Annotated in this window: 23 protein-coding genes; all 23 read right to left on the reverse strand. The window is 46.0% G+C overall.

From position 1 onward, the window contains the following. Window positions 1-325 precede the first annotated feature (325 nt). On the reverse strand, window positions 326-1822 hold the full coding sequence (gene lysS, locus LRL21_RS40435; protein WP_240421466.1) for a lysine--tRNA ligase: 1497 nt from the start codon (window positions 1820-1822) through the stop codon (window positions 326-328). Between the two features lie 106 nt (window positions 1823-1928). Further along, on the reverse strand, window positions 1929-2405 hold the full coding sequence (gene greA / locus LRL21_RS40440) for a transcription elongation factor GreA (protein ID WP_240421467.1): 477 nt from the start codon (window positions 2403-2405) through the stop codon (window positions 1929-1931). A gap of 182 nt (window positions 2406-2587) precedes the next feature. Continuing rightward, a complete protein-coding gene (gene dusB / locus LRL21_RS40445) occupies window positions 2588-3604 on the reverse strand; it encodes a tRNA dihydrouridine synthase DusB (RefSeq protein WP_240421468.1) in 1017 nt (338 codons plus the stop codon). 27 nt (window positions 3605-3631) lie between these two features. Further along, entirely contained in the window at window positions 3632-3841 is a 210-nt protein-coding gene (locus LRL21_RS40450; protein ID WP_076237366.1) for a helix-turn-helix domain-containing protein, read from the reverse strand. Next, window positions 3823-4320, reverse strand: coding sequence for a 2-amino-4-hydroxy-6-hydroxymethyldihydropteridine diphosphokinase (gene folK, locus LRL21_RS40455; protein WP_240421469.1), 498 nt, complete (start codon window positions 4318-4320; stop codon window positions 3823-3825). The genes LRL21_RS40450 and folK overlap by 19 nt, the downstream gene beginning before the upstream one ends. A 13-nt stretch (window positions 4321-4333) precedes the next feature. Next, on the reverse strand, window positions 4334-4696 hold the full coding sequence (gene folB, locus LRL21_RS40460) for a dihydroneopterin aldolase (RefSeq protein WP_240421470.1): 363 nt from the start codon (window positions 4694-4696) through the stop codon (window positions 4334-4336). Then, window positions 4689-5549: a dihydropteroate synthase gene (gene folP, locus LRL21_RS40465; RefSeq protein ID WP_240421471.1), complete on the reverse strand. Its 861-nt coding sequence runs from the start codon at window positions 5547-5549 to the stop codon at window positions 4689-4691. Before folP ends, folB begins: the two co-directional genes overlap by 8 nt. A 12-nt stretch (window positions 5550-5561) precedes the next feature. After that, window positions 5562-6440, reverse strand: a complete 879-nt coding sequence (gene pabC / locus LRL21_RS40470) for an aminodeoxychorismate lyase (protein WP_240421472.1) — start codon at window positions 6438-6440, stop codon at window positions 5562-5564. Beyond that, entirely contained in the window at window positions 6437-7018 is a 582-nt protein-coding gene (gene pabA, locus LRL21_RS40475) for an aminodeoxychorismate/anthranilate synthase component II (RefSeq protein WP_240421473.1), read from the reverse strand. Before pabA ends, pabC begins: the two co-directional genes overlap by 4 nt. A gap of 15 nt (window positions 7019-7033) precedes the next feature. Next, on the reverse strand, window positions 7034-8581 hold the full coding sequence (locus LRL21_RS40480) for an anthranilate synthase component I family protein (protein WP_240421474.1): 1548 nt from the start codon (window positions 8579-8581) through the stop codon (window positions 7034-7036). Window positions 8582-8688: 107 nt separating this feature from the next. Next, on the reverse strand, window positions 8689-9627 hold the full coding sequence (cysK, locus tag LRL21_RS40485) for a cysteine synthase A (protein WP_240421475.1): 939 nt from the start codon (window positions 9625-9627) through the stop codon (window positions 8689-8691). 104 nt (window positions 9628-9731) lie between these two features. Beyond that, complete coding sequence (locus LRL21_RS40490; protein ID WP_240421476.1) at window positions 9732-10649, reverse strand: peptidyl-prolyl cis-trans isomerase; 918 nt, start codon at window positions 10647-10649, stop codon at window positions 9732-9734. Window positions 10650-10867: 218 nt separating this feature from the next. After that, complete coding sequence (hslO, locus tag LRL21_RS40495) at window positions 10868-11737, reverse strand: Hsp33 family molecular chaperone HslO (protein ID WP_240421477.1); 870 nt, start codon at window positions 11735-11737, stop codon at window positions 10868-10870. Between the two features lie 46 nt (window positions 11738-11783). Beyond that, window positions 11784-12548, reverse strand: coding sequence for a type III pantothenate kinase (locus tag LRL21_RS40500; protein WP_240421478.1), 765 nt, complete (start codon window positions 12546-12548; stop codon window positions 11784-11786). Beyond that, a complete protein-coding gene (gene nadC, locus LRL21_RS40505) occupies window positions 12545-13417 on the reverse strand; it encodes a carboxylating nicotinate-nucleotide diphosphorylase (protein ID WP_420832561.1) in 873 nt (290 codons plus the stop codon). Before nadC ends, LRL21_RS40500 begins: the two co-directional genes overlap by 4 nt. Continuing rightward, window positions 13407-15020 (reverse strand): L-aspartate oxidase, encoded by a 1614-nt coding sequence (nadB, locus tag LRL21_RS40510; protein WP_240421479.1) that lies wholly within the window; start codon window positions 15018-15020, stop codon window positions 13407-13409. Before nadB ends, nadC begins: the two co-directional genes overlap by 11 nt. 39 nt (window positions 15021-15059) lie before the next feature. Continuing rightward, on the reverse strand, window positions 15060-15998 hold the full coding sequence (nadA, locus tag LRL21_RS40515; RefSeq protein ID WP_240421480.1) for a quinolinate synthase NadA: 939 nt from the start codon (window positions 15996-15998) through the stop codon (window positions 15060-15062). A gap of 284 nt (window positions 15999-16282) precedes the next feature. Beyond that, window positions 16283-18223, reverse strand: a complete 1941-nt coding sequence (gene ftsH, locus LRL21_RS40520; protein WP_240421481.1) for an ATP-dependent zinc metalloprotease FtsH — start codon at window positions 18221-18223, stop codon at window positions 16283-16285. Between the two features lie 68 nt (window positions 18224-18291). Beyond that, window positions 18292-18831, reverse strand: a complete 540-nt coding sequence (gene hpt / locus LRL21_RS40525) for a hypoxanthine phosphoribosyltransferase (protein WP_240421482.1) — start codon at window positions 18829-18831, stop codon at window positions 18292-18294. 39 nt (window positions 18832-18870) lie between these two features. Then, a complete protein-coding gene (gene tilS, locus LRL21_RS40530; RefSeq protein ID WP_240421483.1) occupies window positions 18871-20301 on the reverse strand; it encodes a tRNA lysidine(34) synthetase TilS in 1431 nt (476 codons plus the stop codon). 27 nt (window positions 20302-20328) lie between these two features. After that, window positions 20329-21240: a protein kinase domain-containing protein gene (locus LRL21_RS40535; RefSeq protein WP_240421484.1), complete on the reverse strand. Its 912-nt coding sequence runs from the start codon at window positions 21238-21240 to the stop codon at window positions 20329-20331. Then, on the reverse strand, window positions 21224-22000 hold the full coding sequence (locus LRL21_RS40540) for a vWA domain-containing protein (protein ID WP_240421485.1): 777 nt from the start codon (window positions 21998-22000) through the stop codon (window positions 21224-21226). The genes LRL21_RS40535 and LRL21_RS40540 overlap by 17 nt, the downstream gene beginning before the upstream one ends. A 234-nt stretch (window positions 22001-22234) precedes the next feature. Further along, window positions 22235-24697 (reverse strand): stage II sporulation protein E, encoded by a 2463-nt coding sequence (gene spoIIE, locus LRL21_RS40545; RefSeq protein ID WP_240421513.1) that lies wholly within the window; start codon window positions 24695-24697, stop codon window positions 22235-22237. Window positions 24698-24841: the final 144 nt, after the last annotated feature.

Here is a 24841-nt window from a genome sequence, read left to right on the forward strand (position 1 = left end):
CTGCTATTTACTCACTCGTTGATTCAGTTTTCAAAGGACAATTCTTTTCGATCATTTTCGACATTCCGTCAAAAGCGACCTGATTAATATAGCACATTCATTCATTCAATTGCAAGTACTTTTTTTATCATTATATGTTTCTTATTATGACCAGAAAAGCTTGCCCTCGAAGCGACAAAAAGTAATATAACAAATCGGCAAGAAAATTGCAACAACTATTTTTCAGCTATTTTTCAGCTCAGTATACCCAACTACTAAAAAAATAAAGAAAAAACGCACCTCCCATAAAGGAAGATGCGTCGTAATCATTTTATACCAGAGAAGCTTATTCGCCTTGGCGTTCGCGCATCGAAGGGAATAATAAGACATCCCTAATTGATGGGGAATCTGTCAGCAGCATGACAAGTCGATCAATTCCGATGCCAAGTCCACCTGTAGGAGGCATTCCGTACTCCAGTGCACGTAGAAAGTCTTCATCCATCTCATGTGCCTCATCATTGCCTTGCTCACGCTCAATCAGTTGCGATTCAAAACGCTCACGTTGATCTATAGGGTCATTTAGCTCAGTGAATGCATTCGCATGCTCACGGGCCACAATGAACAGCTCAAAACGATCAGTAAATCGTGGGTCCAGAGCATTCTTTTTAGCTAAAGGGGAAATCGCGACAGGATGGCCATACACAAAAGTAGGCTGAATCAATGTCTCTTCGACAAACGTTTCAAAGAATTGATTCACAATATGACCAAAGGTCATCGTCGGTTCAGCATGAACCTTATGGTCCTTAGCCAATTGGTGTGCTTCCTCATCCGTCATGTGCTTGCTGAAGTCGACCCCAACAACCTCTTTAATCGCATCCACCATGGAGACGCGTCTCCATTCTGGAGTCAGGTCAATTTCCTGTCCTTGATACTGAAGCTTCGTTGAACCCAGCACCTCCTCGGCGATATGTGCAATCAAAGTCTCAGTCAGCTTCATGATATCCAAATAATCCGCATACGCTTCATACAGCTCAATCATTGTAAACTCTGGATTATGGCGAGTCGAAGTCCCTTCATTACGGTATACACGTCCAATCTCGTACACCTTCTCCATACCGCCAACAATCAAACGCTTCAGATGAAGCTCGATGGCGATACGCAAATGAAGCTGCATGTCCAACGCATTATGATGCGTATTAAAAGGGCGCGCAGCCGCACCACCTGCTACCGAATGCAAGGTCGGTGTTTCCACTTCCAAATATCCGTGGGAATCCAAATATCTGCGCATGGACTGAATAATTTTCGAACGCTGAATAAAAGTAGCCTGAACTTCCTGATTCATAATCAAATCCACATAACGCTGACGATAACGAAGCTCCACATCCTTTAAGCCATGAAACTTGTCCGGTAGCGGCAATAACGATTTGGAAAGCACGACGACATTGTTTACTTTTACGGAGAGCTCACCTGTTTTGGTTTTAAATACAGTCCCTTGTACACCGACGATATCTCCGATATCGAGTAAATTAAAGGCCTGGTACTGGATAGCGTCCAGTGCATCCTGACGTACATACAATTGAATTTTACCGGAAATATCCTGAATATGAGCAAATCCTGCTTTACCCATGCCGCGCTTTTGCATAATACGTCCTGCAAGGCTGACTTCGATGGATTGTGCATCCAGTTCCTCATGGGTTAATTCATCATAAGCTTGCAGTAATTCGCCTGCATGATGGGTAACATCATATTTTTGTCCGAACGGGTCAACACCCAGCCCCCGCAGTTCATCCAATTTATTACGCCGTATTTGCAGCAATTCATTAAACTCTTGTTCTTCTGACATCGTGCTTCCAGCCCCTTATCCATCATTCTTCTTACATTAAAAAAGCTTCCAGAGGAAGCTTTTTGCTTGTATAAAACCGTATCGATTTCAACTTGCCTTCCACATCTTATTTCTTAATATCAATGATTTCATACTGAAGTGTGCCTGCGGGAACATTAATATCTACTTTTGTTCCTTTCGGTTTGCCGAGAATAGCTTTACCTACAGGACTTTCATTGGAAATTTTATTATTGAAAGGATCAGCTTCTGCCGTACCCACAATATTATACTCAACAGTTTCGCCATATTCCAAATCCTTGAGCGTTACAATAGCTCCGACACTGACTGTATCTGTGTTCACATCAGCGTTATTAATAATACGTGCGTTACGCAGCATTTTTTCTAAAGTAATGACTCTGCCTTCAATAAAAGCCTGCTCATTCTTGGCATCCTCGTACTCAGAGTTCTCACTGATATCGCCGTATCCAATTGCCACTTTGATCCGTTCCGCCACTTCACGGCGTTTGACCGATTTCAAGTGCTCCAGTTCGTCTTCTAGCTTTTTTAAACCTTCCTGCGTGAGGATGACTTCTTTCTCGGCCACGGTAACGATCCCCTTTCATGTAAAAAATTCCCGTATTTATGAGCGGATTCATGGAGTCTGAATTCACTGTTAATCATATGTTGACCATCTTATTCTTAATGACTAATATCTCATGAGGATGACTATTGACTGATTATATTGCAAGCCTATACAAATGTCAATCTAAGCCAAACCTACAACTTTTAGACCAATTGCCGCATAATCGGCATTCCATCCTGGGAATCGGTATTGTCCAATGAAGCAACAAATTCCTCCAGCACGCCAGCCATAATATCTCGCTTGGTCGTCTCCATAACGATGTCCTTCACACGTGCTCCACCCGGTAAACCTTTTAGATACCAAGCCAGATGCTTACGCATTTCCTTAACGGCAACGTTCTCGCCTTTAAGTGCTACCAGTCGATCCATATGCAAAATTGCGATGCGGATTTTTTCCTGACCTGTTGGCTCTGGAGGCAGCTCTCCCTTGGTCAAGTATTGAATGGTCCGGTACAGCATCCACGGATTACCGAGCGCAGCCCGCCCGATCATAACACCATCTACACCGGTCTCATCCAGCATTCGCTTGGCATCCTCAGGTGTTGTCACATCGCCATTCCCAATGACAGGAATCGACACGGATTGCTTAACGTCTCGAATGATATCCCAATTGGCGTGTCCTGTATACATTTGTACACGTGTCCGGCCATGGACAGAAACAGCAGAACCACCGCCATTTTCGACAGCTTTAGCATTTTGCACCGCATATATATGCTCATCGTCCCAGCCGATCCGCATTTTCACTGTAACCGGCTTACTTACGGCCTTCACGACGGTTGTAATCATCTCTTCAATTCTGGATGGATCGAGCAGCCAACGGGCTCCTGCCTCACATTTCGTTATCTTGGGAACGGGACATCCCATATTAATATCAATGATATCGGCATTCGTATGACGATCCACATGCTTTGCCGCTTCAACCAGCGTTTCTGTATCTCCACCAAAAATTTGCAGACTGAGCGGCTTTTCCCGGTCATCCACAAACAGCATATCCATCGTACGATGATTTCCATGTAAAATAGCTTTGTCACTAACCATTTCGGCACATACCAGCCCACAGCCGAATTCCTTGGCGATCAGCCGAAAAGCCGGATTGCAGACACCTGCCATTGGCGCTAATACGACTTGGTTGGGCGCGACGACATTTCCTATTTTCAACATATAGTACCTCCTCCTTTCTTGTGCTATTTATTTTGCAGTTGGAAAGAGCTCTTCCGGGTCAATTCCGAGTACTTCGGATATTTTACTAATGATCTGTGCGTCCGGACTTCGAGTTCCTCGTTCGATAGCTCCCAGAACAGCAATCGATACATCCAATTGATCGGCCAGCTCTGTCTGTGTAAAGCCCTTCAGCTTACGAAACGCGCGAATGCGCTGTGCTATTGCATAGGATTCCATATTCTGACACCCTCCTTCCCATCCACCTGATCCAACTGCTCAGCCCACTCACCAGCTTGACTGGAGTGTCTCTGCTGCATAACCTCGACCAGGGGTACCAATACAAACGCCCGCTCTGTCATTCGCGGATGCGGTAAAATGAGCTGCGGATCTTCCTGTTGAAGATCATCATACAGCAATAAATCCAGGTCAATCGTTCGTGGTCCGAAACGAATCTCTCTTATGCGGCCGAGCTTATTTTCTATACTTAGCATAACAGTAAAAAGCTCCTGTGCCGATAGGTGAGTTTCCACCTCAATTACCATATTCAAAAAAGCGTCCTGATCCACATAACCAACAGGCTCGGTTTCATATAGTTGTGAGCGTCCGGAGACGTGAATATGTTCATGGTTATCAAGATACTGAATGGCATCCTGTAGATTCCGTTCCCGATCACCCATATTGGAGCCAAGTGCAAGGTATGCACAACATGGTGACATAGAGCCCATAAAGTTATACCCGCTTTCTGCGAATTTCAACCTTGACACCATCAAAAAACATTTTCACCGGCGGATGCGGCTTGAGTACACGTACGGTCACCTCAAGGATACTGGGGTACGTTTGCAGCAATAGAGCAGCAATTTCCTCAGCGAGTGCTTCTATGAGCTTAAATACTTGGCCTTCCACGATATTACGAATGACCTCATAGGCTTCAGCGTAATTGACGGTATCTTCAACACGGTCACTTCGACCGGGCTTATCCAACGGCAGCATCAGCTCGACATCCACCTGATAGCGCTGACCGAGCTTGTTCTCTTCAGAAAACACGCCGTGATAGCCAAAAAATTGCAAACCTGTCATGATGATTTTATCCAATGCTTGTTCCTCCCTTATGATTTAGCATCGTATCCATCATCAATGCGGCCCGTTTCATTTCCAATACATCATGGACTCTAATGATCGAGCAGCCTTGTTGAATTCCCATGCAGACTGTGGCCGCGGTGCCTTCTCGTACTTCATTGGCAGGAAGGCCCAGCGTTCGTGTAATCATGCTTTTTCTTGACGTCCCTAGTAAAACAGGATAACCAATAGCGACAATTCGATGCAGCTCATTCATCAGCTGTAAATTGTGCTCGTACGATTTGGCAAAGCCAATGCCCGGGTCAAGTATGATCTGTGAATCCCTGATTCCGGCAGCATGCGCCAGGCGAATACTTTGCAGCAAATCGTCTATAACCTCAGGAATGTAATCATCATACACGGCTTCATTCCGATTATGCATAATCACTATAGGGCATCCATACTCCGCCGCTAATTGAGCCATTTCCGGTTCTCTTTTCAAGCCCCAAATATCATTCAACACATGCGCACCCGCTGCGAGGGCCTGTCGGGCAACCTCTGCTTTGTAGGTGTCTACGGATAAAGGAACCGTGATCCCGGCCTCTATCAGAGCCTCTACAACAGGAATAACTCGCTGCAGCTCTTGCTCAAGGGTTACAATAGTTGAACCCGGACGGGTTGATTCTCCACCAATATCAATCATATCGGCTCCTGCAGCAACCATCCGCCTTGCCTGTTCTACGGCCGCTTGTACGCCAACGTACAAGCCTCCATCGCTGAACGAATCCGGGGTCACATTTAAAATCCCCATAATCGCCGTTCGATTGCGTAGATCCAGTATGATCCCGCGGCAATCGACCTCAATACCTCGTCTATGTGATATTTCCATCTTATTCATCCTTTATATTACCGCTATTGTGCGCTGTCTATATAGCCGCAGCAGACGCCCAGTCAAGTCGCCAATTATTCCGTTGCTCATCGTTGTTTGCTGTCCTGTAGGATCAAACAGCTTCGTAATGGGTACGATCTCCTGGATAGAGTTCGTAATGAATACTTCATCCGCTTCACGAATAGTGCTCCAGTCATACAAACCTTCCTCAACGTATACCCCAGCCGCTTCCGCCAGGCTGATTACAAAAGCACGCGTAATTCCCGGTAATATCCCGGTTGCCAAGGATGGCGTGTACAATCGTCCGTGCTTCACATAAAATACGTTGTTGACTATCCCTTCCGCTATTCGCCCTTGTCCATCCACAAGAAGTCCTTCGGCCCCATCAGCCCAAGGATACTGCTGGAGCTCACGCTTGGCCAAGATGTTGTTCATAAAATGCAAGGACTTGAGACGCACGGGACCCTCGGGCGTGTTTCTTGGCAGCTGCAGGAGCTGCAGTGATTTCCCGTAACGGTCCTGTTGTTCATTTCTTGGAGGAAGCGATTTGATATAGACAATGACAGAAGGTTCAGCGTAAGAGCCTACAGGTAAACCCAAAGCTTCCTGTCCGGCTGTTACTGTAAATCTTATATAAGCATTCCTCAGCTCATTAGCGTGGAGCAAACTTTGAACGATTTGCTCCCATTGTCCTGCTTCGGTTTGATAAGCTATCCCTAATTGTTCACAGCCTGCCTGCAGACGTGCCCGATGCTTTTCCAGCAAGAAGGGCTGTCCATCATAAGTCCGAAACGTTTCAAACAAGCCGATACCGTATAAAAAACCATGGTCGTAAACCGATACCATGGCCTCTTGTTCGTTCGTCACACGACCGTTGATATAGATCTTCACGCTTGCTTAACTCCTGTTTCCTGCAAAAAGTTTTTTAATATTTGCAATCCGTGATCTGTGATAATGGATTCTGGATGGAACTGTACACCTTCGATAGGATACTCCTTATGACGCAATCCCATAATTTCACCTTCGGCTGTTTCGGCGCTGATTTCCAGACAATCGGGCAGCGTTTCTCTTTTTACGATCAAGGAATGATAACGGGTAGCCGTAAATGGCGAAGGCAGGCCTTTAAACAAGGTTTTACCGTCATGAATAATCGGAGAGGTTTTGCCATGCATCAACCGTTCAGCACGAATAACATCGCCTCCGAATACTTGTCCAATCGACTGGTGCCCCAGACACACGCCCAAAATTGGAATTTTACCTTTAAAACGCTCGATTAAGGCCAGACTAATACCTGCTTCATTTGGCGTACATGGGCCAGGAGAAATCAAAATATGATCCGGCTTCAACGCCTCGATACCATCCAGGTCAATCTCATCATTACGGCGCACCTCAACGTGCTCGCCAAGCTCACCTAAATATTGCACCAAATTATACGTAAACGAATCGTAGTTATCAATCACTAGAATCATCGTAATCCCTCACCTTCACACCGGATTTTGAACACTTAATTCGCTGTATTGTATCGCTTTCCATAACGCCTTCGCTTTGTTGATCGATTCCGTATATTCCTTCTCGGGTATCGAATCAATGACAATGCCTGCACCTGCTTGTACGTAGCCTATACCGTCCACTACAACGAGGGTACGGATTACAATGTTGAATTCCATGTTTCCGTTATAATCCATCCATCCGATTGAGCCCGTGTACGGTCCGCGGCGAACTGGCTCCAGCTCCTCAATAATCTGCATGGTGCGAATTTTGGGAGCACCCGTAATCGTTCCCCCCGGGAATTTGGCTGCAATAACCTCATAGGCCCCGTTGCCTTCCGCTAGTTGCCCCTCAACCTGAGAAACAATGTGCATGACATGAGAATAATATTCAATAACCATAAAATCCTTGACCTTTACCGTTCCATAGGTCGATATGCGCCCCAGATCGTTGCGTTCCAGGTCAACCAGCATAATATGCTCGGCCCGCTCTTTTTCATGATGAATGAGCTCATCTGCCAGCTTACGATCCTCCTCGGCGTTTTTGCCTCGAGGTCTTGTGCCAGCAATCGGGCGTGCTCTGACCACACCACTTTCCAACTGCACCAGAAGCTCCGGCGAGCCCGACACGAGCTGAAAATCTTCAAATCGCATCATAGCCATATAAGGTGACGGATTGATAACGCGCAGCCATTCATAGATTTCCTCAGGACTTTGGGTGAGCCGCTTATGTTGACGGACGGACAAATTAACTTGAAATACATCGCCTGCACCAATGTAATCCTTAATTGCATTTACCGCATCGATGTAAGCTTCCCTCGGAAAATCTGCTTTAATGCCTTCAATAGAGTCAACATCAATATGAAGTTGATCGTTGTCCATATGCTTCAGCATCATGTCTCTAGTACGCAGTGCATCGTTCTCGTTATTGATTACAGCGATCCGGTCCCATCTTTCTTTCATCCGATAAATGTCTGCTGCTGCCTGGCTGTAAAGCTGCTCTAGCTCGTCAAGACCGCCTACAGATGGGTTCCATTGATGAGAAGATGAGCAATACAGCTCCCGCTTCTCATGATCAATGATCCAAACCTGATCAAACCGGACAAAGGCATAATCGGGTATATCCAAATCGTCTACAGACGTCTCAGGAAGCTTCTCAATTGAACGAACCACATCGTATCCCCAAAAACCAACGCAGCCGCCCAGAAACTTCGGGGCTTTGTCGACGACAGGGGAGTGGAATGGCTCCATCCATTGGCGAACCAGCTCAAGCGAGGCCCCATGCTGCTCAACAACAGATCCGTCTGTATTTGTAATGATCGCTTGATCGTGTTTCCCCCGAATTTCCGAAATCGGTTGAAGACCAAGAAACGTGTAGCGTCCGCCTTTTCCACTCTCCAATACAAAAGAACCCGGATTTGCTTGCTTCCATGCATACTCCCATGAAAGGATACGGTCATTCTCCAAAGGAAACGATTGTACATAAGGAAGCATCGTGTAATGCTCAGCCCATTCGTTCCATTGCTTATAGGTTGTTACAAACACCTGCTTCCCCCCTTTATCTACGCTGTCATATAAGTTAGGATTTAGTATACTGTATATTCTCAACGAAAAAAAGCCCCTCAAGGAACTGAAGGGCTCTGTCGATGCTGCTACTCTTCGAATTGATACAAAGGTGTACTCAAGTATCTTTCACCGTTGCTCGGAAGAATGGCAACTACACGCTTGCCAGGTCCGAGTTCTTTGGCAACTTTCAATGCTGCAAAAATCGCTGCTCCGGAAGAAATACCACCAAGAATTCCCTCTTCTTTGGCAACACGACGGGAAGTTTCAAAAGCTTCCTCGTTATCAACCTGAATGACTTCGTCATAGATGTTCGTATTTAAAATTTGCGGAACAAAGCCGGCACCGATTCCTTGAATTTTGTGCGGACCTGGTTTACCTCCGGACAAAATAGGTGACGCACTTGGCTCAACCGCATAAATTTTGATATTAGGGAAGTTTTCTTTTAGAACGCCACCTGCACCTGTAATCGTTCCGCCTGTACCGATACCTGAGATGAAGGCGTCAATCTTGCCGTCATGGGAATTAATAGCTTCCACGATTTCAGGACCTGTCGTTTCTGTGTGGACCTTAACATTCGCAGGATTGTTAAATTGTTGAGGAATAAAATACGACGGGTTCTCCGCTTGAAGATCTTCCGCACGTTTAATTGCACCCTTCATGCCCTCAGCCCCTGGTGTCAGCACCAGCTGCGCCCCATAAGCGCGAAGCAAATTACGGCGCTCCAAGCTCATTGTTTCTGGCATAACGAGTATGGCTTTATATCCTTTTGCAGCAGCAACCATAGCTAATCCAATTCCGGTATTGCCACTTGTAGGCTCGATAATCGTATCACCCGGTTTGATTTTGCCTTCTTTCTCAGCAACCTCAATCATACTGATCGCGATGCGATCCTTAACACTAGCTCCCGGATTTTGATATTCAAGCTTCACATAGATCTCTGCACTACCTTCAGGTACAACACGATTTAACTTAACCAAAGGGGTGCCACCAATTAAATCCGTAATACTTTGAACTAATTTCGCCATGCCGAGTTCCTCCTAGAATCGTTATGAATAATATCCGAGTTTTTTGGTTGGTATTCTTTCCTTATCTTATCAACCTGTGCTAAGGTTGTCAATATCCAATTGGATTAAAATGTAATGCTAACCTTCCATCTTTCGCGAAGCTTGAGTATCACATCTTTTAATGGGGGTGCTTCCCGTAGTGCCATTTCTTTTCTAACGATTTCCTTGAGTTCATCCTTTTTGGCTTTGGAATCTTCCTTCAGCTCCTTCAGCTTGATGATATAAAAGTTATCGTTGAAAAGAATCGGTTTACTGACCTCACCCACTTTAAGCTTTTTGACAGCGCTCATAATAGATGGGGCCATGAACGGATCGTTCTCATCCAGCCAACCCAGGTCTCCACCCTTATTACGTGTTGAATCATCAAGCGAACGGTTTTTGGCCACTTGTGCAAAATCCATACCTTTGTTCAGATCGGCTGCTACCTTATCCGTTTGCTCCTTGCTGCTGACCACAATCTGTTGAAGCCTCAGTTGAACGGGCGAGTTAAATTCATCCGGGTGGGCCTTGATGTAGGAATTAACTTGCTCATCTGTGATGGTAATGGATTTGGTCGCTAGCTTCTCCAGCAATAATTTATTGAATAAGTCGGCTCTTAGCGTTTCTGGTGTAAAACCCAGCTGATCCTGCATCGCTTCATAAAACTGCGTTTCACTATCATACCCTTGCTGCATACGTTTTAATTCTTTTGTTATCTCGTCTTCGGTGACTGTCAAGCCTTCCGCATTTCCTTCCATACGAATGACTTCATGGTCCACCATTTGATCTAATAATTCCCGACCGTGTTTTTGCAATAACTGCTGATTCAAATCCTCACTGGTAATTGTTTTGTCACCCAATTTGGCGATCACGCGCCCACGGGGGTCCGTCGGGTCAGGCTTCATTGCAGTAGGAGGCTTCTTTAACAATTCGGCAAATATTACGGAGGAAAGGATGACAACGACAAGCAGCAACAGTGCATTGACTCCCCACAATATCTTCATGTTTCGCATTCCTAGTCCCCTCGTATGGTCACTCTCCGTGGATTGAGCTATTTCTTCTATAAAGTATGTGTTCAAAAAGTCGACTTTTCTGCTTCGTGCAGTCAAAGCTTTGGAGTCGGAATGCATAATTCGATCCCAGTCAGCAACGTGTATGTCTTCATGATCAAAAGGGGACTTTTTGAACAATCTCTATAACTAACGTGTGCTCAAGCTTCTGATTATAACTCCTGGATAAGACCTTCAAGATTTTCCCGATTAAACAGATAGGCTTCATTACAATAATGACATGAAACTTCCGCTTGCCCATCCTCCTGAAGCATCAATTCAAGTTCTTCTCGTCCCAGTGAAATCAAGGTCTGCTCGACCCTCTCTCTGGAGCACTTGCAGCGGAATCTGACATCCATCACTCCAAGCACCTGCACCTCAGGAAGAATTCGATGTAAAATGTCCTCAAGATCCAATCCCTGGCTTAATAAGGTTGTAATCGGTTCGATGCGTGAAAGCTGAAGCTCGATCAAGGAAATATCATCATCACTTAACCCTGGCAGCAGTTGAATAACAAAACCACCGGCAGCTATAACCGAGTAGTCAACATCTACCAGCACACCTAGTGCTACAGCGGATGGTGTTTGTTCAGACTTGGCAAAATAGTAAGTAAAATCTTCGGCCAGCTCCCCTGATATTAACGGTATACTTCCCCGGTACGGCTCCTTAAGCCCCAAATCCTTAATGATATTCAAAAACCCTTCCGTACCAACAGCACCGGAAACGTCCAACTTGCCCACCTGATTCAGCGGCAAATCCACTTGAGGATTGTCCACATAACCACGAACGTCGCCACTGGCATTCGCATCTACCACGACTTGGCCAATCGGTCCTCCACCTTTAACAATAATGGTCAACTGTTCATCACCTTTAAGCATGGCTCCCATAATCAAGCCTGCTGACACTGTCCGCCCTAAAGCGGCCATAGCTGTAGGCGACATCGAATGCCGCTTGCCTAATTCATCGACAATTCCTGTGGTACGAACAGCAAACGCCCTGACCTTTCCGTCCATTGCCGTAGCTCTAATCAATTGATCCTGCATCGCTTACCCTTTCTGTGTTAAAGTAATTGGTATATAATCGCTCTGCTTATTGATTGCGTTCATAAATAATTCGCAGTCCTTGCAGGGTCAGCAGTTGGTTTGTCGTTTCAATGGTTCGCGATTCTCTGGAAATCAATTCAGCCAGCCCACCGGTTGCAACAACTTTGGGGTTCGTCCCAAATTCCTCGCGAATACGTTCGACAATCCCATCAACCTGCCCGGCAAAACCGAAAATGATGCCTGCTTGCATGGAAGCTACCGTATTACGTCCCACAACGCTTTTAGGTTTAACCAACTCTATTCTCGGCAGCTTGGCTGCACGCTGATATAAAGCTTCCGTAGAGATCCCAATACCCGGTGCAACCGCTCCTCCAATATATTGTCCAGCCTCATCTATGTAGTCAAAGGTCGTCGCTGTTCCAAAATCAACAACAATAACGGGAGAACCATATATCTCAATCGCTGCTACAGCATTGACAATCCGGTCTGCACCTACCTCGCGTGGGTTTTCGTAACGAATATTTAAGCCGGTTTTCACACCCGGACCTACAATCAGAGGTGCTTTCTTAACATATTTTAAACACAATTGCTCCAATACAAACATTAAAGGCGGCACAACCGAAGAAATAATGACGCCCTCCACCTGATCCAACTTAATTCCGGCATGCTGGAACAAATTATACATCGTCATTCCATACTCATCAGCCGTCGCAGCCCGATTGGTGCTAAGTCGCCAGTCATGAAGCAAGTTTTTTCCGTCATAGAGGCCTAATACGATATTCGTATTACCGACGTCAATTACCAAAATCATGCCTGCACCCCTTTTTGCGCGTTCAGATCCAGACTGATATCGAGCGACTGTACCGAATATGTCAGTCGACCTACCGATATCACATCCACACCAGTTTGCGCTATGGCCCCAACCGTATCCAAATTGACGGAACCTGATGCTTCTATCAGAATATGCGGTGCTGCTGATTTCATGCGTACAACAGCCTCCCGCATCTGGTCTGTTGACATATTGTCCAGCATAATAATATCAGGCTGTGCCAATAACGCCTCTTCCAGCTGCTCTTTGCTTTCAACTTCTACCTCGATCTTCATCGTGTGAGGAATTTGAGCGCGAGCAGCGCGAATTGCTTCGGTTATGCCACCTGATCCTTTAATGTGATTATCCTTGATCATAACAGCATCATACAGACCAAAACGGTGGTTGTGTCCACCTCCGACCCGTACTGCATATTTTTCTAACAGTCGATGACCAGGAGTTGTTTTACGTGTATCCACGAGTCTGACTGGCAAGCCTTGCAGAGCATCGACAAACTGCTTGGTACGGGTTGCTATGCCTGACAAACGCTGCATCAAATTAAGCGCAAGCCTCTCGCCGAGTAAAATATGTCGGGTATTGCCTGTTACCACAGCCAACACACAGCCTTTCTCTACAGCTTGTCCTTCCTCTACATTAGCTTCAAATCGAAGCTCGGGATCAACCAATGCAAAAACAGCAGCTGCAATCGGCAATCCGGCGATAATGCCAGACTCCTTGACATGAATAATAGCTTTAGATTGATGATCCTTGGGAATGGTTGTCATGGTCGTAACATCACCCATTCCAATATCTTCCTCCAGCCACAGCTGAAGGTTTTTCTTTACAATATCCATCTGCAGCTCAAACATCATCAATCTTCTCCTCCGTAATCCCGTCTTCCCGACTGAATATCGTATGCTTCCTCCAGTTCAGATCGTCCTTCTCCGGAAAATCATCCCTGTAGTGTCCCCCACGGCTTTCTTTCCTAATCAAAGCAGCCTCAGTCGTTAAGAGCGCACATGTCAGCATATTGGCAAACTCATAATCCTCACGCTTGGTCAAACAAGATTCAAAGATGGACAGCTGGCGGCGCAGCTCCTCATAGCCTTTTTCTAACCCTTTGGCTTCGCGCTTTAACCCTGCATAACGCAGCATAATTTTTTGCAGCTTCAGCTTTTTTTCGACTATTGGCTGTTTGGCATGCTCACTGCGAGACGTTACTTGCTGAACAGATGGATTCACTGTCACAGGAGACAATTGATCAATGCGCTCCAAAATTCTCCGACCGAACACAATCGCCTCGGATAGTGAATTACTGGCCAGACGGTTAGCCCCATGGACTCCGGTCGACGACACTTCACCACAAGCAAATAAGCGGGCCACCTTGGTTTCACCGTAAAGATCCGTTTTCACACCGCCCATCATATAATGCGCAGCAGGTGCAACGGGGACCCAATCCGAAGATAAGTCCAAACCATAGTTCAGACAAAACTCATATATGGTTGGGAAACGATGCTTCACCGTTTCTTCCGATTCATGCGTAAAATCAATATAAACAAATGTAGATCTTGTCAGCTCCATCTCATTCACGATAGCCCTGGCTACGACATCACGCGGCGCCAGCTCCAGCTGTGGATGGTATTTTTCCATAAATCGTTCACCTGTAATATTGCGCAAGATAGCGCCTTCACCACGAACAGCCTCAGAAATCAGAAAACGTGGTGCTCCTGGGTAACAAAGTGCTGTCGGGTGAAATTGTATGAATTCAACATCCTGAATAAGTGCTCCTGCACGGTAAGCAATCGCGATTCCATCACCTGTAGCAATATCTGGATTCGTGGTATACCGAAACAATTGCCCCGCGCCGCCAGTACATAAAATCGTTGCATTCGCTTTGACAAAAACCTTTTGACCGCTCGGCTTTTGCACCAAAGCGCCGAGACATTCCCCGTTTTCGGTTATCAGATCTATTACAAAATGATCATCCCAAACTTCGATGTTCGAGTCCAGCTTCGTTTTCTCCGATAAGGATCTTACGATTTCTGCTCCTGTTGCATCCCCGTGAGCATGTAAAATACGGCGGTGACTGTGAGCCCCTTCTCTGGTTAATGCAAATTCCCCATCCTCCAGATCGAACTGCGTACCCATCTTGATCAAATCCCTGACACCTGCCGGCCCTTCATGTACCAATACATCAACAGCCTCATGGGAGCACAGTCCTGCACCAGCTACCAAAGTATCGTGCAGATGATAGTCCGGTGAATCATCATCCGCTATTACTGCGGCGATCCCACCTTGAGCATAACGTGTGTTGCTATCCAGCAGCGATTTTTTCGTCACCATCAGCACACTATATTTTTCACTTGCTTTGATAGCGGTAAAAAGACCGGCGATTCCAGCGCCGATCACCATAACATCGGTATGAACTTGAGGCAGCTTGCTGATATCAAAGTCTACTAAATAACGTGGTATCATGAGTACGCTCACTTTCTTCTACAAAGAGAGTAGCGCATGCTACTTCACTAGCAGCATGCGCTCCAAGGATGCTCTGGCTTGATCGGCAATATGCGGCGGTACATAAATTTGCGGCTGCATCGTTTCGAGACAGCGTACCACCTTTTTCAAGTTGTTTACTTTCATATTAGGGCATACCAGGTATTTGGTAGCAAAATGGAACTTTTTGTCCGGGCTGTCCACTCTCAATTGAAACCCGGTTCCATCCTCTGTACCTACTATAAATTCTTGATGCTCCGATTCTTTACAATATTTGATAATGGCTGTAGTACTTCCTACAAAATCCCCCAGCTTAACTACCTCAGGACGACATTCCGGGTGAACGACAAATTTGGCATTGGGGTACTGCGCTCTCATCTCTTCTACATCTTTAACGGTTAGCATGTCATGGGTGTTGCAGTAGCCTTCCCATATAATCATTTTTTTGTCCGTAAATTTGGAAACGTAGTCCCCCAGGTTTTTGTCCGGGACCCAGATGATTTCATCGGAATCTACCGACTCGATCACTTTAATAGCATTGGCCGACGTACAGCAAATATCGGTTTCTGATTTCACATCAGCCGATGTATTGATATAAGCAACGACTTTCGCATTAGGATGCTGTTTCTTCAGTGCACGCAGACCATCAACATTGACCATATCTGCCATCGGACAGCCAGCTCGTTCATCGGGAATCAGTACAGTTTTGGTTGGAGCCAGTATCTTTGCACTTTCTCCCATAAAATGCACGCCGCAAAATACAATGACCTCAGCATCGGTTGTAGCTGCTTTTTGTGCCAAAAGAAAGGAATCACCACGAAAATCAGCAACTTCCTGAATCTCATCTCTTTGATAATAATGAGCTAATATGATGGCGTTTCGTTCCTTCTTTAATTGAAGGATCCGTTCTTTTAATTCGCGCTTTTGTTCTTCCTTACGTTCCAATGCCAGTGCTTCCATAAGAAAACCCTCCCTTTCTCTTGAGCTGCATTCGGTTTAATGATATTAGTATGTGAATTTGTTCACATAAAGTTTAAAGATTTACACCTAATTTACACAACATCACAGGCTGTGTCAATGCTTAAATAGATGCAAAATGAACTAATTGTTTGCGCATCCGAAAGCAGGTTGCGTATACCCTTAGCCTGAGTCCAGTTTCATCTATATCATGTTTTTTTCCGGCTCCTAAACAACAACAAAGCCGACAGCAATGAATATGCCGCCGGCTTGTATAAGTCAGTAAATTAAGATTCTTTATTCGGGTCTTCTTCAATTGGATGCTTATCAAAATCAAGCTTATTGGCTTGTGAGGTTGTTTCCTGACCTTGGATATTAATTCTCACATCGGAAGCATCATCAAGACTACCATTGTCGATGAGTTGAATAATTTCATCCTTTTCCAGGATCTCTTTCACCATTAGTGTCTCAGCAATGAGTCGTACTTGATCTGCATACTTCTCCAACGTTTCCTTCGCTCTTGCGTAGCAGCTGCGGATAATGGTTTGCATTTCCTGATCGATTTCGTAAGCAATCGCATCACTGTAGTTTTGCTCATGCCCGAAATCGCGACCAAGGAACACTTGCCCCTGAACATTGCCGAACTGCATCGGTCCAAGCTTATCGCTCATTCCGTACTCCATGATCATCTTACGAACGATGCCAGTCGCACGTTGGAAGTCACTATAGGCACCGGTACCGATTTGACCGATGAACAACTCTTCCGCCACACGGCCTGCCAACAATCCGGTTACCTTGTCAAGCAGCTCGGTTTTGGTATTCATCATCTTGTCTTCGCCTTCTTTAGGAAGCATCATCACGTAGCCGCCTGCGCGACCTCTTGGGATGATCGTAACCTTATGAACCATATCGGCATTTTCAATATGATAACCGACAATCGTATGTCCGGCTTCATGAAAAGCGACCATACGTTTCTCACGTTCGCTAATAACGCGACTCTTCTTCTGGGTACCCACAACCACACGATCAAAAGCCTCGTCCAGTTCACCCATGGAAATATCTTTACGGTTACGTCTGGCAGCGATTAAAGCAGCTTCATTCAGCAGGTTCTCCAGATCAGCGCCTGTAAACCCTGTTGTATAACGTGCTATCGATTCCAGCTTAACATCTTTATTTAATGGCTTATTGCGGGCATGAACTTTCAATACTTCTTCTCGGCCTTTGACATCTGGACGGTCAACTGTAATTTGACGGTCAAAGCGTCCTGGACGCAGCAATGCCGGATCGAGAATATCAGGTCTGTTCGTAGCGGCGACAATAATAATGCCTTCGTTAGCTCCGAAACCGTCCATTTCTACAAGCAATTGGTTCAATGTCTGCTCACGCTCGTCATGTCCGCCGCCTAAGCCTGCGCCCCGCTGACGACCTACAGCATCGATCTCATCGATAAAAATAATACATGGTGCGTTCTTCTTGGCATTTTCGAACAAATCGCGTACACGCGATGCCCCAACACCTACGAACATTTCAACAAAATCCGAACCGCTTATGCTGAAGAACGGCACACCGGCTTCACCAGCTACAGCCCGCGCAAGCAAGGTTTTCCCTGTTCCTGGAGGACCATTAAGCAATACACCCTTAGGAATTCTGGCACCAACAGCAGCGAACTTACGAGGATCCTTTAAAAACTCTACAACCTCGACCAGTTCTTGCTTCTCTTCATCTGCCCCCGCGACATCTTCAAAGGTAACGCGCTTCTTCTCTTCGTTATATAGTCTGGCGCGGCTTTTACCAAAATTCATAACCTTGCCGCCGCCACCCTGCGCGTTATTCAGTAAAAAGAAGAACAGGATGAAAATAATAACAAACGGAATAATGGAGGTAAGGAAGCTAATCCAAACATTGTCACCTTCCATTTTCTCAATCGTGATGTTCGGAACCTCAGCCTTTTCAAACATCTGGATTACTTCTTGGTCGAAGGGCGCACGAGTCTCGAAATTTTTCTTATCCGGCAAGGGCGCATTTTTATATTTCCCACGAACCAAGTATGTATATCCGTCAAATTTGACATTGACCGAATCCACATTTTTCTCTACTAAGGCCTGTCGGAGCTTATCGTAACTAATTACGTCTTTCTGTTCATTCTGTGTGCTAATAAAGTGAACGATACCGACGGTGACCAAAAAAATGAGCAAATAAAACCCTGTATTGCGTATAATTCGGTTCATCCCTTACCTCCTCTCAAACGGCAACTTTGTTTATTGTACCACAGCAAGTCTGGGCATAACAAGAAATGCTAATGTGAGTAAACTTCCGGCTTTAAAATCCCGACATACGGCAGATTGCGATACTTTTCCGCATAGTCCAGTCCGTACCCGACTACGAATGCATCCGGTATGCTGAATCCTTTATAGTCTGCTTCCAAATCGGTCGTTCTACGCGCTGGTTTGTCAAACAGGGCTGCGACTGTAATCGATAATGCATTGCGACGTTCGAGAACATCTATGAGATAGCTGAGTGTAAGTCCGCTGTCGATGATGTCTTCCACAATAAGGATATGTCTTCCCTCAACAGGAACATCCAAATCCTTCACAATCTTGACAACCCCTGATGATTTGGTCGACTGTCCGTAGCTGGACACCGCCATAAAATCAATTTCCAATGGAATTGTCATTCGTTTTACCAAATCCGACATGAAAATAAACGCGCCCTTTAATACACAGATGACCAGCGGATTACGCCCTTCAAAATCGCGGCTTAATAGCTCCCCCATCTCCTTAACTTTCTCTTGAATGTCTTGTTCGCTGTAAAGTACTTCGAGAATGTCGTTTTGCAACAGAGAACCTCCTACTGAAATAAAATTAAATGATAGCACTTATAGACTTTTTGAGCTCGCACTTATACAAATCATCAAACGTGTATCCCCTGTAATCAAGGCATGCGATGATCTGCGAACCCCAGGCAGCCACACAATGCGTTCCTGAGCGTCCATGACAACCGGCACCTGCAATCTTAAGCTGGGCGGTAGTTTGGTGTCGATGAAGATATCCTTTACCTTTTTGGACCCTTTCAGTCCAAGCAGATTCATTCGGTCTCCATCCTTACGATTTCTAATGTGCAGGGGAAACTTCAGCAGGTCTGCATCAAACCAGGCGGTGTTACGATCATGAACGGGAACAACCCAATGCTCATCCACCGCAGGCCGCTCGATCCAGCTGCATGCCAGCTTGACTCCTGTTTCTCCAATTGTCAGGCTATCCATGCCCCGCTCCCACGTATAGCTGTAGGATGAAGGCGGTACCCCATCATTATGCACATAAATCCGATCGTATTCCCTTGTTAAAACCAAGCTGCCTCCTATATGTAGGCTCAGGTTAGATAGGTCCCCGAGAATTGCGTCCCGCACTTGCTCAAGCTTTAGGAAATCTATGGAATCTGCGTCACCAAGAAGACAATTTAATATTAGTTTAATCAAACGTCTTTGTAAAGCAAGATGAAGCCCTTCAAACCATTTTCTTGACCATTCGCAGAAATCACTTTCCTGGTTAACCCCCTCTGCAAAAGCTGACATGGTCTGCAAATGCATGAAATCATGCTCAGCCGTCATCATAACAGACAGCCGATTCAACGCTTGCGGCAATTGATCGTTGTAATTACGAAGCTGCGGAAGCAAATCAAGCCGAACTTCATTACGAAAATATTTGGTATTCATATTACTACTGTCCACATAAAAAGCAAGCCCTTGCTGCTGGCAATAATCCAACAGCTCTGACTTATATATACGGAGCAAGGGGCGAACAAGTTCCACATCTTTTTCTAAGCGACGAATCGGGATGCCTGATAGTCCCGCTGGCCCCGTCCCCCGAAGTATCCTCATCAGCATCGTCTCCGCCTGATCGTCTGCGTGATGACCAAGTACAATATGCGCTGCAGCATATCGATGTGCGGTTTCAATTAAAAACCGATAGCGCAGCTCACGTGACGCAACCTGCGGATTCTTTCCGGTTTCCCGAATGTACTGCGGTAAATCGAAGTGCGCCACTTCACAAGGCAGGCCAAGCTCGGCAGCCAGACTTGCTACATACAAAGCCTCCTGCTCCGATTCCTCTTTGCGAAACCCGTGATTTACGTGCGCAAGGACCAACCGCCAATTCCACCGTTTCGACATTGTAAAAAGGAGATGCAGCAGTGCTACGGAATCCGGTCCTCCCGATACCGCTACAACTATGCATTCCCCTTCCACCAATAACCGCTCCGACTTGATTAAAAATTCCATTCTCGCTGCTAAATCAACTGCTAGATCCATATCCCCATCCTTCCGGCTTGCTGCCAGCTATGACCAGTAAAAGTAAACGACTAAACCAAAGAATAGCAGGGAGGCTGTAAATCCCAATTTCAGCCATGTTTCCCGATTGGCAGAGGAAGCAGGTAAACGCTTATGAAATTTCAACCGCCGCCAAGCCGCCAATACCTGGCTGGAGCTTGTGTAATGCCCAAGCAGTGCTTTTTGCAGCACAGGCTTACAAGGCTCCAAGATCGGATTCGTCTTCAATAAATCGATCAGCATTTGGACGTTGCGGTTTTGCGGCAGCAGTTTATCTATTCCATGCATTCTCTGCTCTGTCTCCGTGCTGCTTATGAGGAGTACAGCAAAAGCAAACATATCATAGCCCTCATCTGCGGAACGTGTTCCGGCCCCCCAGTAGCCACGATCGTACACCTCTGTAAATTGCTTCACAGATCGACCTTTTGCTGTGACTCCGCCAAAATCAATCAATTCGACATCACCGTAGCCGCATACGAGCATATTTTGCACTTTAATATCACCGAACACGTAACCCCGGGCATGCAGCTCGACCAGCTTGCGCAATATATTCAATCCAATCAGACCGATCCAATCCCGACCATTGTGTCTAATAAAATCGGAAATGGTTTGTCCCTTAATATAACGCATTACGTAGAACGGATAATCTACACCTTGGTGATGGAAATCGTCGACATCCAGCAAATAATTTTGAAAGGACGTATTGGATTTTGACAGCACCTTCAAAGCATTCACCTCGGATTGAAGATCTGCCGCATCCAGTCCAAGCTTGAGAGCATATTGACGTTTACCGCGTTTAACTAGATATACCTTGCCATTGGCCCCTTCACCCAGCAAACGTTCAACCTGATAAACGGCCTTGTTCCATTTGCCGCTCAGGACGGTATCGGATTGTATAATTTGATCAAACGATGTAATCACTCAATATCCCATCCTTGCCTATTGGCGCGTTTCCAGTCACTATTGTGTCTTTATGGCGGAAATTCCCATTTTCATATATATCGGCAGCGGGAGTGCCTATGATAAACTCGGTCACTTTCAAAAGAGCCGGACCCGTTGGAGTCGTACCTCTCATGTTTAATTTATAAAACAAACGGTTCAAATTTGCAAGGTTCCGTGTCCAATCCATATCCATTTCCGCCTCTTCCTGATGAGCTCCTGTCCCTGGAAAGTGGAATACTGCCGTCTCACTGCTGCCTGTTCGCGCCTGCAGGCTTAACTGCAAATCATAGATAGCTTCTTTGACCGCTGACAGCTTCTGCTTCATGCTGGCACTTGTATCGATAAGCAACGCCACCTTAATAGAAGCCGTTTCGCCTAAATCATCCATCACCTGTACAACCTGTGCACGCTGATCCAAAGGCAAGCTTTCCAGCTTGGCGTCACCCAAAATATGCTGCAGCTCCTTGCCTACAATTTGCTGGATAGTATGTGCAACCGTCTTACGGGTCATCATCTGAACCGTTTGCGACAGCTTGGCTGGCGTTACAATCCGACTGGTTCCTCCTCCGGCCCGGGCGATCTCCTGGATTTCCTCCGCTCCCATCTCATCAACCTCATGTTCATTGAGCAATCCGATCACATTTACCACTATACCTTCAGCCTTGGCCTGAGCAGCCGCAATAACAGGACTTATACCTACATTTGAGCAGCCATCGGTTATTAAAAGAATTTGTTTCACGGGTTGACCTCCTATTAATGCAATTAATAGGTTTAGTTTTTCCAGTTTGCAAGTTTCTTAAACTCACCAATACGATGTTGAAACAGGCTGTTTTCACATTTACAAAAAAAGAATCGTCGGCATGTACCTACGATTCTTTTCTAAGAAGCGATATTCTTGATTTCATAATGGGAATTGAACAAATGAATCATTCGCACAGCATTACAGAAGCGGGTACGGAGGGGAACGATAGCCTCAGCTCACCACCTTAGGACGCTCAATACGCTGTAATCCGGGCCAGCTGAAGGTAGCCCATTCCGGCTTGTACTTTTCCACACGCGCGACTACGACCGTCATATCATCATGAATCTCTCCGTAATGATAACGAACAATCCGCTCCAGTAAAATATCGGCAAATTCCTGTGGGGATTCAGAATCAATTTCCGACAGCACCCGCTTCATCCACAATTCTTTATTCACCGCATGCCCAGGTGCGTCATAAATCCCATCGGTCATCATAACAAGGATATCTCCGGGATATAACGGCAGACTGATCAGATCGACATCGATTTCATGTACAATTCCGACGGGCAGGTTATTGGCCGTGATCGGTATGACCTCGCTGCCTCGCTTAACAAAGCTGGGAACCGATCCGATCTTCAGGAACGTCGTATGGGCATCATAGAGATCAATCAACGCGACATCTACAGTTGCATACATCTCATCTGAGGACCGAAGCATCAAGACAGAATTAACGGATTTAATAGCCAGTCGTTCATCCATACCGGACTGTAATAGCTGCTGTAAAATCGTAAGCGCAGTGCTGCTCTCGGCCCTTGCCCGCTCCCCATTGCCCATTCCATCACTTAAAGCGACTGCGAATTTGCCATTCCCCAATTCAATCGTGCTGAAGCTATCGCCGGAAAGCACATCTCCGCCCTTTGCAGCAGCAGCGACGCCCGTATCAATTTCATATTCCTTCGCCGATCCAAACACCACCGTGCTGTAGCCCTCCTTACGCTCCAGCATCTGCTCATTTTTAACCGTTATGTGTTCTTCCAATATTTCCGATAGCAAGGGGCCGATGATCTTTCGACATTCATCAAACCCCTTGGTGTATTGGTGAATAATCTCGATTTCGACATTACCCTCATCCAGACTAATAATATCGATACTATGGATCGAGAGTCCAAGCTCCTCCAAGGCGCTGCGAATCTGCTCCTCCTGCACGAACAACTCCTGACCTTCGCGCTTGATCTCATTGGCCAAGTCCTCCATCACCTGAGAGACGCCAAATAACTGCTCGGCCACCAAATGCCGACTGTCAACAATCTGCTTTTTCCAATGCTGGTCGTTCTGATACAGCTTGTATTGCTGCTGCATGATCTCTGCGACCTGATCCGGCTTTACACACAGCTTTTTCCAATGCGGCTGCATGTCCTTACGCTTGAGCCCATGACCGAGCTCTACCTCCGTCATCATTTCCGTCATAAACTTATAGGTCTGATAAAACTTCTCATCCCAGCACTGATCCCGCTTCCAGCAGGAGGCACAGCTGCGGTTCGCAACCGAGTTCATAAAATGACCAATCTCTTCCTCCTTTTTCATAGGTTCTGTTTCCGCTGTAATTTGTCTAAAGCTCCGGGACAGCTGACGAAATACTTCCGAAAACTTTTCTACACGGTCAGCAGTAATATCTCGGACTCTTTTTGCATAATCATGCTGAGACTTCATATTTTCCTGCGTACCCGGCACATATTTGGCGAGCAGTTGAAGCACCCCTCGAGGCGTTAGTATAAAAAGCAGCACGGCTACGAGAGACTCATACGTCGAATTCAGAATTTCTGCCTGATTCCCGATATAGATCGATAAAATCGAAGAGCCGAGCAGCATGCCCAGAGACACCGCCATCCGATTACCCTCCTTTAGCAGCCCGGCCAACATCCCTGCAAAGGCGAGCAAGCTCATCTGGTAAATGGCCGAGGAATTCGCCAAGCTCAAAATCAGTCCGGTAATAACTCCGACCGAAGCGCCCAGCGGCGCACCACCCACCAGTGCAAACAGTAATATTAAATATCGGGACAGAACGTGCTCCAGGGTAACCGGTCCAATCAACCAGCCTACTGTACCTGTCATGACAGAAGCAAGCAATATAATCAAACATATAATTTCCTCATGCTTTAAGCTGTAATGTTTGCGCGTAAGCGTAAATACCGGAACTGCCTGCAAAAAGATATGCGTCAAGATCAAGCTCAATACGGATTCGACACCCGTTATCGTCAAGGTATACCAGGAAAGCCTGCCGGCAGCCAATACAGCAAAAAGCTGTACGAAAAAGGTAGCTGCAAAAACAATCAATGGTGCATAGGAAATGTCAGAGCGTTGAAAGCGCTCTATACCTTTTTGTATAAGCAGTACTACCAGCATCGCTACTATCATATATCCGGTGTGCCCCGGTGCCTGTGAGAACAAACTCCCCCCAATCAAGAAAAGTGCGGTTCCGACTAACAATTCCTTGCGCAAAAAATAGATCACAGCAAAAAATGCAACGGCAAACGGTGCCAACTGGTCAAGAATCATCGCCCGTCCCAGCAGGAAGGCCATGCCCAGTATGAGGGTCGAGCCTTTTCGTGCCGCGATTGATTGCACCCATCGATTGTCCGCAAACTTGCTGACCACATTGTGTTTTGTCTTTTGAAACCAACGGTTTCGTTCCATTCCTGTTTGAGTCCATCCTAAACTTTTCATCATACTTGGCCAACACCACCCATATTTGATTAGTGTTTTCTAGTATATCGAGAGTCTATTGTAAAGTTTGTCACAATCAGTTGGTAGACATAAAATTTTTTCCGACAAAAAAGA

Source organism: Paenibacillus periandrae, from assembly GCF_022458865.1.
Taxonomy (GTDB): Bacteria; Bacillota; Bacilli; order Paenibacillales; family NBRC-103111; genus Paenibacillus_S; species Paenibacillus_S periandrae.